The 11725-nt window shown below is 63.3% G+C and carries 11 protein-coding genes and 1 tRNA gene; 5 read left to right on the top strand and 7 right to left on the bottom strand.

What is annotated here, in order from left to right; all coding sequences use genetic code 11:
* Position 1: 1 nt before the first annotated feature.
* The 4 genes from ACZ1G8_RS06520 (at position 2) to msrB (ending at position 4241) form a co-directional block, all read left to right on the top strand.
* Positions 2 to 979 (top strand): ABC transporter ATP-binding protein, encoded by a 978-nt coding sequence (locus tag ACZ1G8_RS06520; RefSeq protein ID WP_472681114.1) that lies wholly within the window; start codon positions 2 to 4, stop codon positions 977 to 979.
* A complete protein-coding gene (locus ACZ1G8_RS06515) occupies positions 976 to 2199 on the top strand; it encodes an ABC transporter permease (RefSeq protein ID WP_472681112.1) in 1224 nt (407 codons plus the stop codon). The genes ACZ1G8_RS06520 and ACZ1G8_RS06515 overlap by 4 nt, the downstream gene beginning before the upstream one ends.
* A gap of 148 nt (positions 2200 to 2347) precedes the next feature.
* Entirely contained in the window at positions 2348 to 3685 is a 1338-nt protein-coding gene (locus ACZ1G8_RS06510; RefSeq protein ID WP_472681111.1) for a cytochrome P450, read from the top strand.
* Positions 3686 to 3743: 58 nt separating this feature from the next.
* Positions 3744 to 4241, top strand: a complete 498-nt coding sequence (gene msrB, locus ACZ1G8_RS06505; RefSeq protein WP_472681109.1) for a peptide-methionine (R)-S-oxide reductase MsrB — start codon at positions 3744 to 3746, stop codon at positions 4239 to 4241.
* On the opposite strand, the gene ACZ1G8_RS06500 is transcribed toward msrB, so the two are convergent.
* The 7 genes from ACZ1G8_RS06500 to ACZ1G8_RS06470 form a co-directional block, all read right to left on the bottom strand.
* A complete protein-coding gene (locus ACZ1G8_RS06500; protein WP_472681107.1) occupies positions 4238 to 6010 on the bottom strand; it encodes a hypothetical protein in 1773 nt (590 codons plus the stop codon). The genes msrB and ACZ1G8_RS06500 overlap by 4 nt on opposite strands.
* A gap of 1 nt (position 6011) precedes the next feature.
* Positions 6012 to 6422, bottom strand: a complete 411-nt coding sequence (locus tag ACZ1G8_RS06495; protein ID WP_472681105.1) for a GtrA family protein — start codon at positions 6420 to 6422, stop codon at positions 6012 to 6014.
* A 24-nt stretch (positions 6423 to 6446) separates the two neighbouring features.
* Positions 6447 to 8021, bottom strand: coding sequence for an NAD(P)/FAD-dependent oxidoreductase (locus tag ACZ1G8_RS06490; protein WP_472681103.1), 1575 nt, complete (start codon positions 8019 to 8021; stop codon positions 6447 to 6449).
* A gap of 80 nt (positions 8022 to 8101) precedes the next feature.
* Entirely contained in the window at positions 8102 to 8737 is a 636-nt protein-coding gene (locus tag ACZ1G8_RS06485) for a PilZ domain-containing protein (protein ID WP_472681101.1), read from the bottom strand.
* Between the two features lie 150 nt (positions 8738 to 8887).
* Positions 8888 to 8972, bottom strand: a tRNA-Leu gene (locus ACZ1G8_RS06480).
* Positions 8973 to 9047: 75 nt separating this feature from the next.
* Positions 9048 to 9329: an integration host factor subunit beta gene (locus ACZ1G8_RS06475; RefSeq protein WP_472681099.1), complete on the bottom strand. Its 282-nt coding sequence runs from the start codon at positions 9327 to 9329 to the stop codon at positions 9048 to 9050.
* Positions 9330 to 9479: 150 nt separating this feature from the next.
* Positions 9480 to 9821, bottom strand: coding sequence for a GntR family transcriptional regulator (locus ACZ1G8_RS06470; RefSeq protein WP_472681097.1), 342 nt, complete (start codon positions 9819 to 9821; stop codon positions 9480 to 9482).
* 200 nt (positions 9822 to 10021) lie between these two features.
* Here ACZ1G8_RS06470 and ACZ1G8_RS06465 point away from each other — a divergent pair, with 200 nt between their 5' ends.
* Complete coding sequence (locus ACZ1G8_RS06465; RefSeq protein WP_472681095.1) at positions 10022 to 11668, top strand: peptide MFS transporter; 1647 nt, start codon at positions 10022 to 10024, stop codon at positions 11666 to 11668.
* The last annotated feature ends 57 nt before the right edge of the window (positions 11669 to 11725 follow it).

The raw sequence follows: 11725 nt of genomic DNA, 5'->3' as shown, positions 1-11725 counted from the left end.
GATGTCGCCAAATTCGCAGGATTACAACCGTCCGCTCGCCATCGAGGCGCGCGGGCTGGTGAAACGCTTCGACGATACGCTCGCCGTGGACGGGGTCGACATCTCCGTTCCCGAAGGAGCGATCTACGGCATCCTCGGCCCCAATGGCGCGGGCAAGACGACCACGCTGCGCATGCTGCTGGGCATCATCGATCCCGACGAGGGCGTGCGCCGCGTCTTCGGCCATGACCGCCCGCACGAGATCGCCAAGTGGATCGGCTACCTGCCCGAAGAACGCGGTCTCTATCCGGCGATGAAATGCGACGATGCGATCGCATTCATGGGCGCACTGCGCGGGCTCCCGCTCGACGAGGGCAAGAAACGCGGGCGTGAGCTGATGGAAAACCACGGCCTCGGCCATGCGATCGACCGCCAGATCCGCCAGCTGTCGAAGGGCATGGCGCAGACCGTGCAACTGCTCGGCACGCTCGTCCACCGGCCGAAACTGGTGGTGTTCGACGAACCCTTCAGCGGCCTCGACGCGATCAACCAGGGCAAGCTTGAAGTGATGATCCGCGACCTTGCGAAAGAAGGTACGACCGTGATCTTCTCGACCCACGTGATCCATCACGCCGAACGGCTGTGCAACGATGTCGCGATCATCGCCGGTGGCCGCGTGCCCTATGCCGGGTCGGTCGATGCCGCGCGTGATCGCATCCCCGCGCAGGTGCGTCTCGAGACGCGCAATGCGGACGGCGAATGGCGCAGCGCGCTTCCCGAAGACACGCGCCACGATGCCAAGGAAGGCAGCGGACACTTCTGGTACTTCCCCATTCCAGAAGGCGGGATCGAGGCACTTCTCAAGCGGCTCATTGATGGCGAGGCGGGCATCCTCTCGCTCTCGATCGAGCGTGCCGGCCTTCATGATGCGTTCGTCGAAATCGCGGGCGAGGCCGCAGCGCGCGCGCTCGAAGATGATGCAGCGGAGGACGTGCGATGAAGAGTTCCGACCAGGCCTCGCGCCTCTCGCTCCTGCAGGCTGCATGGGTCGTGGCGCGCCGCGACTTCAAGGCGATCCTGTTCAGTCGCGCCTTCTTCTTCTTCCTGCTCGGCCCGCTCTTCCCGATCATCGTCGGCGGGCTTGCCGGCGGGATCGGCGGACAGGTCCAGCGCGAGACGCTGGTCAACACGGTCGCGCTCGCCATGTCGGCGGAGAACAATGCCGCGATCCTCGAAGCGCGCGAAGTGGCGACGAAGACAATGGTCGGCATACCCGAGTTCGAAGCGGTCGAGAGCGAAGGCGAGGAGGACCTCTCGGCGGAAGAGATCCTCACCCGCTCAAACTATGCAGTGGTGGTAACGGGCGACCTCGAGCGCCCGATCCTCACCGGTCCGCACGTTCAGATCCATCGCTGGGAGGGCGCGGTTTCGCTCCTTGCAGCCATGGCGAACGGCTCGGCTCCGACCGAGTTTCCCGAGATCGAGGAACGTCCTCTGGCAAGCAGCGCCGCAGCCGAGCGCTCGGAGCGGATCAAGACCGCGCAGGCAGGCCAGCTCCTGCTCTTCCTCCTCATGATGCTGCTGGCAGGCATGGTCCTGTCGAACCTCGTCGAGGAGAAAGCCAACAAGGTCATCGAGGTGCTCGCCGCAGCAATTCCGATGGACGCGGTGTTCTTCGGCAAGCTCTTCGCCATGCTCGGCGTGAGCTTTGTCGGCATTGCCGTCTGGGGCGCATTCGGCGGTGCGATCTTCGCGCTCGCGGGCGATGCCGTGCCAAACATGCCCGAACCGGCGCTCGGCTGGCCGCTCTTCGTCCTGCTGGGCGTTGCGTATTTCGCGATGGGTTACCTGCTGCTGGGATCGCTGTTCCTGACCATCGGCGGCATGGCGACGACCGTGCGCGAGGTGCAGACGCTCTCCATGCCGGTCACGATGGCGCAGCTGCTGGTGTTCTTCCTCGCGGCATACGCGATGACCTCGCCAGGCACGCCGCTCGAGCTGTTCGCAGCCGTCTTCCCGCTGTCTTCACCCTTCGCTATGCTGGCGCGCGCGGCCCAGTCGCCGGAAATTTGGCCGCATCTCGTGGCGCTGGTCTGGCAAGGGATCTGCGTCGCCATCTTCATCAAGGCCGGCGCGACGCTGTTCCGCCGCCGCGTGATGAAATCGGGCAAAGGCGGCCGTGCAGTTAAGGGCCATGTCGGAGGCGCGGCCTCGTCCTAACGCGAATTCGCGTCGCCTCCATCCAATCTCCCGCCAAGGCAGGCGATTAGGTTCGTTTTTGCAACGCACTATTGACACGACTGTCAGTTGCGGCAGGATGCGAGCAGAGAGAGGCGGCCCTTGATGGAGTCGCCCCCGGGAGAGAAACATGGCCACCATCGCCCCGCAGCGGCCCGAAGTCCGTTCGAGCCCCACCGCCTACGAAGCGCTCAAGAAGCATTTCGAGGAACATCCCGAAGAGCGCCTGCAGCACACCCACAAGTGGGATGTGAGCCGCAGCGACATCTATGCCGAGAATACCTGGCATCCGATCTTCAAGGAGATGCGCGAGGCAGGGCCGCTCCATTACATTCCCGACAGCCCCTTCGGCCCGTACTGGGCGGTCGTCCAGCACAAGGCGATCCAGCATATCGAGGCGCTGCCCGAAGTCTTCTCGTCGAGCTGGGAGCATGGCGGCATCACCATTCTCAACCGGCTGAGCGAGGAAGAGATTGCCGAAAGCGGTGTAGACCGCCGCGAGCTGCCGATGTTCATCGCAATGGATCGCCCCGAACACACCGGCCAGCGCCGCACCGTCGCGCCCAAGTTCACGCCCTCCGGCATGGCCGAGATGGAAGGCGAAATCCGCCAGCGCACCGGAGAACTGCTCGACAGCCTGCCGCGCGGAGAAGTCTTCGACTGGGTCGACAAGGTCTCGATCGAGCTCACCACGGGCATGCTTGCGATCCTCTTCGGCTTCCCCTGGGAAGACCGCCGCCTGCTAACCTTCTGGTCCGACTGGTCGGGCGACACTGAGCTCGCCACGGTGCGCGAGCTCGACGAAATGCGCTGGGGCTTCCTCCACGAGATGGCAGCCTATTTTCAGTCGCTCTGGATCGAGCGCACGCACGACAAGGAGCCGGGTGACGATCTCATCTCGATGATGATCCACTCCGAGGCGATGAACCAGATGCGCCCCGAGGAATTCATGGGCAATCTCGTGCTGCTGATCGTGGGCGGCAACGACACCACCCGCAACTCGATGAGCGGGATTATCTACCAGCTCGACAAGAACCCCGACCAGCGCAAGCTGTTCGAGCAGAAGCCCGAGCTGATCCCGAACGCGGTGCAGGAAATCCTGCGCATGCAGACCCCGCTCGCGCACATGCGCCGCACCTGCACCGAGGATACCGAAGTCTTCGGCCAGAAGATCAAGAAAGGCGACAAGGTCGTTCTCTGGTACTTGAGCGCGAACCGCGACGAACAGGTCTTCGAGAACCCCGACAAGCTCGACATCGAGCGCGAGAATGCGCGCCGGCACATCGCTTTCGGCTACGGCATCCACCGCTGCGTCGGTGCGCGCCTTGCCGAACTGCAGCTGCGCATCCTGCTCGAGGAAATGCACAAGCGCCGCATGCGCGTGCACCTGGCAGGCGACGTGGAGCGGGTCCGGGCGAACTTCGTGCACGGCTTCCGCAAGCTGGAAGTCGAGATCACCGAGTTCTGAGGCGTAACCTTTTCGCCGTTTCGCGCGTATTCATAGGCAACAGCCTATGGGTAGAGACATGCACGATATTCGAGAAAACAGGCGCGCCTTCCTTGGCCTGCTTGGGTCAGGCGTCGCCGCGACGGCGCTTGCCGCATGCGGATCGAACGAGGCGCAAGCAAGGGACTATCCGATTTCGCTCAGCGAGGCGCAGTGGCGCAAGAAGCTGACGAGGGACGAGTTCTACATCTTGCGCGAAGCAGGGACCGAGCGCCCCTATACATCGCCGCTCAATGACGAGAAGCGCGCAGGCACTTTCGTGTGCGCGGGCTGCGGCAACCGGCTCTACAGCTCGAAAGCCAAATATGATTCGCGCACCGGTTGGCCCAGTTTCTGGCAGGCGATCGACACGGGTGCGGTGGGCACCAGCACCGACTACAAGATCGGTTATCCTCGCACCGAAGTGCACTGCGCGGATTGTGGCGGGCACTTGGGGCACATCTTCAATGATGGACCGAAACCGACCGGCAAGCGCCATTGCATCAACGGCCTCGCGCTGGACTTCATCCCCGCCTAGTCGGCGATGCGGTAGACCAGGAATTCCTTCGGTCCGCCAAGGTCGACCGGTTCCAGCCATGCAGGCGGATTGCCCGCGAGCAGCTCTGCCGCAAGCCCGTCGGGCGCGGTCGTGGCAAACAGGTTCGCCTCGGCCAAATCGCTGCACAAGGCGAGATAATCGGCATCATGTTCCGCCACGATCTCGCGAGCCTCCCCGGGCTCTTTCGTGAAGGCATGTATGACATCGGCCATTGCATCGTTCGCACGGTGATGGCCGGTGGCGATCACGCTGTGGTGGCTTTTCAGGAGGATGGTCGGCCCGATATCGAGGGGTGCGAAGACCGTGCCCTGCGGAAGCCTGCCGAGCCTTTCGGCCTGGTCGCGGATGGCGCAGCGTGCTTCCTGCACCTTGGCAGTCGTGTTCCCTTCGCCGCCTGTCTGCGGTGCCACAAGCTTGGAGAGCGTTACCGGCGTCATCGGCGCGAGCAGGAGGACCAGCGCGAGGACGGATAGAACCCGCGCGACGATCGCCTTCTCGCGGCGTACGCGGTCGAGCAGGCTCGCCGCCAGCCAGCCGAGTGGGATCGCGGCGATGATCGAGGCGAGGCCGAGCGAACGCACGACCAGCAGCGCGGCGACATTCACCATCACGAGCAGCAGCAGGTATTCGGTCCACCAGCCGCGCACCCAGTCGATCGAGCGCGCGCGGATCGCGATGGTGGCGCCGATTGCAGCGAGCATCTGGATGATCGCGGGAACGATGGTGCCGATCTCCTGCGACCACAGAGGCTGGCCCTCGAGCACGCGGCGATACCACAGCGCGTCCACTGCCGGGTCGAGTGCCGCGAAAGGCGTGGTAAGGCAGGTAGGGGAAGACATCGCAAAGACGGCCAATGCCGCTGCGCCTACAATCGAGAAGAGCACGATCAGTCCGAAGCCGCGCAGCTTCGTCGTCTTGGCGAGGGTCCAGGTGCCGAGTGCGGCGGTGAGGAAGAAGCCCAGATGCGCAGGAGAGATCGCGTCGCAATATTGCGTCCACGCGGCAGGCCCGCGCGTCGCGAGATAGAAGACCACGAGACCGCCCGACAGCGCCTGCATATAGGCGACCAACCAGCCGCGCTGCGCGTGATCGAGCCACCAGCGCGAAAACAGGATCGCGCCGAATGCGCCGGCGAGCGGGAGGATCTCAAGCGAGATGCTGAGGCCGAATGCCATGGCGAGGCCGGCAACCCAGCCGCCCTTGCGCGTGTCGCGCCAGCTGATCGCCCAGAGCGCGAAGGCGACGCTGACGATCTGCCAGCCGTGATGATCGATCCGCATCGGGCGGAACTGGAACAGGAGGGCCGGGAGGAAGCCGCAGGCAAGCACGGCAAAGATCGCTGCGCGCGCACCGAGCATGCGCCATGCGAGGCGGCCGATGGCAAATGCCGCGAGGCCGAAGGTCAGGAGCGGAACGGCCACGAGTGCGACGGTCTCGGCTGCAGCCTGCCCGATCAGCGGGGTGAGTCCGCCGATCACGAGCGCGAGGGGGAGATCGACCAGCCGCGTCCAGTGCATCGCGGTACCGGCGGGCGGATCGATGCGGTATTGCGTGGTGTCGAACCATTCCTGCCCGGCGAGCAGGTCGCGCACCTGCACGAGCCTCAGCACATCGTCGGGGTCGGGAAACTGGCCCTGGGCAAGCCTGCCGAGGCCGGCAAGGAACAGGATCGCGCTCACTGCCGCCCATGCAAGGAGCAGCTGCACAGCAGGGAATTCTCCGAGGCGCTCGCGCCGATCGTAAGCCATGTCAGGCGTTAGAGCGGAAGACGACGCGGCTGCGCAATAGCCATGTAGCGGCAAAGCTCACGCCGATGGCGAATAGCTTGGCCAGCCGCGGGTCGATACCGGCGATCTCGCCGATACCTACGATAGCGGTGGTAAGGGCGAGGCCGACAAGCGCCGACCCGACGAACAGTGCCTTCTGGCGCGTGCGCTCCGGCCCGCGCTCGGCTACGGTATCGGCGAAAACGGCGCGGCTCGAGATCAGCCAGTGGGTGAGAATGCCGGCCGAATAGGCAAGCGCCGAACCGGCAGCGGCGGGAACCGCGAATGCGAGCAGGGCAAGGAACAGCCCCATGTCGACAGCAAGCGCTGCGACGCTGGCAAGGCCGTATCGCAGCAAGCGGATCCGCTGCAGCCGGGAAAGAACCTTGCTCATGCCTGCCCCCTCTCGCGCTCAGCCTCAGGCGGCCTCGCGGTCCTTGGGCTCGACCTTGGTCGGAACATCGCGAACCGAGTTGAGCGCGGCGGCCTGGTCCTCCGTCAGCTGGCGGTTGGGCAGAGTGTGTTCAGCACCCTCGTTGCCAGCTTCGTGATATTCGGCGTCCTCGTTGACGCACCAAGTGTCGTAGACACGCTCGCCTGCGATGATGTTCTCGACCGTCAGCATGGCGGTCATCATCGCGTGGTCCTGGTTGTTGTAGCGGTGCATGCCGTTGCGGCCCACGAGGTGCAGCGTCGGATGCCTTTCCTCCAGCTCGATGCGCATCGCATCGACATTGGCGGCATAGTCCTCGTCATAGACCGGATAGGCCTTTTCCTGGCGGACCACTGCGCCCGACTTGACCTTCTTGCGGTCGACGAGGCCCAGAATTTCCATCTCGTCGGTGGCGAGCTTGACGAGGTCGTCGTCGTCCATCGACCACAGGCCGTCGCCTTCGAAGCAGAAGTATTCGAGACCGACGCAGGCCATGTCTTCGTCCGGGATCATTTCCGGCGACCAGCTGCGGAAGTTCTGCACGCGGCCAACCTTCACCTTGCTGTCGTGGATGTAGATCCAGTTATCCGGGAAAAGGTCTTCGCCCTCGACCATCAGCGCAACCGTCAGGAAGTCGCGATACTTGAGGTCGTTCGCCTGCAGCGTGCTCTGCGGCAGCGGGTGGAGGCGCTTCGACAGTTCGCGCATCGGCGCACTGCTGATCGCGTGATCGGCTTCGATCAGGATATCGCCATCCGGACCGCTCGCGCTCATGCGCCAGCCGCCCTTGGCATCGGCCGAAAGCTGTCTGAGCGCATGGCCCATGAACAGCTGGCCCTTACCGGTGGCGAGGATCTTGTCGCGGGCAGCTTCCCACATCATGCCGGGGCCGAGGCGCGGGTAGCGGAAGGTTTCGAGCAGCGTCTTCACCGCTTGCCCGTCATTCGGTTTCTTGTTGAGGCCGAGGCTACGCTTCAGGCCATCGACCACTGCACCCCAGAGTGAGAGACCCTTGATGCGCTGGGCTGCCCAGTCGGCGCTCATCTCGTCGCAGGGCATGCCCCACACCTTCTCGGTGTAGGTCTTGAAGAAGATCGAATAGAGCTTGTGGCCGAACTGGTTGGTGGTCCAGTCCTCGAAGCTCTTCACGTCCTTTTTGGGGAAGAGCTTGTACTGGAGATAGCTCGCCATGCAGACGGTCGAGCGCAGGATGCCGAGGTTCCACAGCGCTTCGAAGGCACGCAGCGGATAGCTGTAGAACTTGCCCTCGTAATAGATGCGGCTCATGCGCGGGCGCTGGATGAAATCGTCCTCGCCGAGGATCTCGTTCCACAGGTCGACGACCTGCTGGCTCTTCGAGAAGAAGCGGTGGCCGCCGATGTCGAAGCGGTAGCCTTCATGTTCGACCGTGCGGCTGATTCCACCGACATAGGTCTCGTCCTTTTCGACGATGGCAACCGTCTTGCCCTGCTTGGTCAGCAAATAACCGGCCGTGAGACCGGCGGGACCCGCCCCGATGATTGCGACATCGACTTTGAGCGGATTGTTGGTCGTACCCATGAATACCCCCGAAATGTTTGTTGATCCGGAGGTGAAGGATATTGGTTAAAAGGTGTTTAATGCGCCCCGCAAAAAGGCGGTCAGGCCGGCATGTCGTCCAGCATCGAAGGGCACTGCACACTCGCGGCAAGCAGCGCGAACTGGCGCAGCGAGAGCGTGTTGTCGAACACGAGCCCGTAATGGGAATCGCGCCGCCAGCGCACCTTGGCCCGCGTGTCGGGGAAGGCGGAACCGGTCACCTTGAGCGTTTGGTCGATCGCGAAGGCTGCATCGCATTCCACGCGTGCACCCTGCTGCGAAAGGTTTACCGTCGTCGCATCGCCCGAACCGCTGAGCGAGGAGATAGTCAACGGAAGCGCGATGTTGAGACGTAGCTGGCGCTTGGGAAAATTCCAGGTTTCCTGAATCAGCTTTTCGACCTCGATCTCGTCCTTGAAGCGATAGCTCGCCTCGAACCCCTCGCGGCGTACTTCCTCGATATCGTAGGCCTCGCCGTTTTGCAGTTCGAGCGCGATCTGCTGATCCTGCGGCAGCGCATGAAATGTGCGCAGCGAAACGCCGGTCGCAGAGACATCGCGGATCACGCAGATGAACTCGCCCTGCCCGCAGACCAGCTTTGCCGCCCGGATAAGCGAGGCGTATCGCGGCGCACCGCGCTGCTCGACTGGATCGTGGTCACTCGTGCTGTCCGCATTCAGCGTAGCGGAATAATCCATGTCTCTTCGTATCCCCAAGAACAGCGGCAACTTGCGCACCGCTTGCTGACGTCTTGAACGTGCGTCCCCTTAGGTGCCTCTATTATCGAGGTAGGTGTTAACACGGGGATAAAGCCCTCGGGGCGGGGCTGATGCAGCACCGGGGATGCATGGTGCGGGTGGTGGGACTCGAACCCACACGTCCAAGGGACAGGGGATTTTAAGTCCCCGGCGTCTACCATTCCGCCACACCCGCCCGATGCACGGGTGTGCCTAGTCATTGATTGGAATGGCTGCAATCGCCGAAGCGCGTTTCGCGCAGGCGCGAAGCTCAGTTCTCGTTGAGGCGCTCGCGGATTTCCTTGCCCGGCTTGAAATAGGGCACGCGCTTGGCCGGCACGTCGACCACTTCGCCGGTGCGCGGGTTGCGGCCCTGCCGCGCGTCACGTTCGCGAGTCGAGAAAGCACCGAAGCCGCGCAGTTCGACACGGCCGCCCTCGGCCAGGCGCTGGGCTATTTCCTCGAAGAAGATGTCGACGACCTGCTCGACCTCTTCGGCGCGGAGGTCTGGGTTGTCTTCCGCGATGGCGGTGAGCAATTCGGATCGGATCATGCACGCTCTCCTGACTGCCGCGATTGCGGTAGTCAAATACCTTTATACACGACCCCTGTAAGCGAGCCTAAACCTGCCCGCTGCTTGGATTTTGTGCCAGAAACGGCGGTTTCCCGCAAGCGAGCATTTCCCCGCTTGTCCCGCGGCGGGTCAGGCGTCTTCGAGCAGCTCTGCCGGAGCGATGCCGAGGCGCTCCATCCGGGTGCGGATTTCGGGCCACTCTTCGGATAGGAATGCCTCGCGCTCGCGCTGGCGCAGGGTGGCCGAGGCGCCCTTGGCGACATACATGCCCACACCGCGCTGGACTTCGACGAGGCCATCGTTCTGGAACTGCTGGTAGGCCTTGGCGACGGTCAGCGGGTTTGCCCCCTGCTCTGCCGCGAGCGCGCGGACCGAGGGCAGCATCTCGCCTTCCTCGTAGCGTCCGTCGATGATCGCAGCGGCGATCATGTCGCGCAGCTTGAGATAGACGGGCTTGGACTGGTTGCTCATGGCGAATCCCCGGTTCTGGAATAGTGCTTCAGTGCCATAATACAGCGCGGCGCGCAAGGTTCCCGACTTTCTCGGGGCAGTTGGTCTCGCCTGTAACTAATGCTTCACATTGCGTGCGAGGGCGCTAGGGTGCGCGCTTCTTCGGGGAGGGGCGCTGCGCATCGCGGGGCCTTTCGGGACAATAAGGGATATCGATCAGGATGGTTGAAGGCGTCTTCTTCACATTCGACTCAGCGTTCGAAATGTGGACTTTCAGGGTTGCCGTGGTCGCACTGGCAGCATTTCTCATCGGCGGCGTGGTGCTGATCACCCGCCCGCAGGAAGAGGTTATCGGGCACCCCAAGGGCCTGTTCCTCCTGTTCATGGCGGAAATGTGGGAGCGTTTCTCCTACTACGGCATGCGCGCCCTGCTGATTTTCTACCTCATCCAGCACTGGATGTTCGCAGAAGACAAGGCCTACGTGATCTACGGCGCCTATACCGCGCTAGTCTACATCGCCCCCGTTGTCGGCGGCTATCTGGCCGACCAGTATATCGGCCAGCGCAAGGCGGTCCTCTTCGGCGCAGTCCTGCTGACCTTCGGCCACTTCTTCATGGCCTTCGAAGGGACCGGCGGACAGGCCGATCCGATGATCAACGTCTTCTGGCTGGCACTTGCCCTCATTATCGTGGGTTCGGGCTTCCTCAAGGCCAACATTTCGGTCATCGTCGGCCAGCTCTATCCGCGCACCGACGTGCGCCGCGATCCGGCCTACACCATCTTCTACATGGGCATTAACGTCGGTGCGGCGACCGCATCGATCATCTGCGGCTATCTCGGCCAGACCTATGGTTGGGAATACGGCTTCGGTCTTGCCGGTATCGGCATGCTCATCGGCCTGATCTTCTTCGTGGTCGGCAAGCCGCTGCTGCTCGGCCAGGGCGAACCCAAGGATCCGGCCAAGATCAAGGGCGGCAAGGAATACGCCATATACGGCGCGGGCCTTGCTATGGTCGCACTGTGCTGGGCCGCTATCCAGTATCAGGAACTGGTCGGCACCGTGCTCGGCATCTTCGGTGGCGGCCTCGTGCTCTACGTGCTTTTCACCGCCGTGACCAAGCTGGCACCCGAAGAGCGTGACCGCATCTTTGCCGCCATGTTCCTCATCCTGACCTCGATCGTCTTCTGGGCGCTGTTCGAGCAGGCGGGTTCGTCGCTGAACGTCTTCACCGATCGCCATGTCGATACGCAGGGCGTGAACGCATCGATGTTCCAGTCGATCAACGCGATCTACATCGTGCTGCTCGCTCCTTTCTTCGCGATGCTGTGGCAGGGGCTGGCGCGCAAGGGCGCCGAGCCCAGCACGCCGATGAAGTTCGGCCTCGCCGTGATCCAGGTGGGCCTCGGCTTCCTCGTCCTCGTCTGGGGCGCGGAAAGCGCCGGCATCAACGTGCCGACGCCGGTCATCTTCATCTTCCTCATCTACCTGCTGCACACCACGGGCGAGCTTTGCCTCTCGCCGGTCGGCCTGTCGGCAATGAACCGCCTGAGCCCGGCCCACATGGCCTCGCTCATCATGGGTACTTGGTTCTTTGCCTCGGCCACCGGTAACTTCGCAGCCGGCCTGATCGCAGCTGCAACCGGCGGCGAAGGTGTCGGTGAAGAAGCCGGCAAGCAGGTGGTGCTCGATGTCTACTCGACGGTCGGCTGGTATGCCGTCGCCATCGGTGTCGGCGTTATGGTCGTCAGCCCGCTGATCAAGAAGCTGATGCACCTCGACACGATCAAGGACGACGGTCTCGAAGGTCAGGCGGAAGCAGGTCTCGAGCCGCAGGAAGGCGGGGTTCACCCGACTTCGCGCGTCTGATGGCTTGCGGGAGATCGTCCAGCGGGCGATTTCCCTCGACCGAATGTAATTGACCGG

The sequence above is a fragment of the Qipengyuania sp. BR81-2 genome (assembly GCF_055693895.1).
Note: the sequence above shows the minus strand (reverse complement) of the source record. Positions and strands in the feature narration are given on the sequence as shown.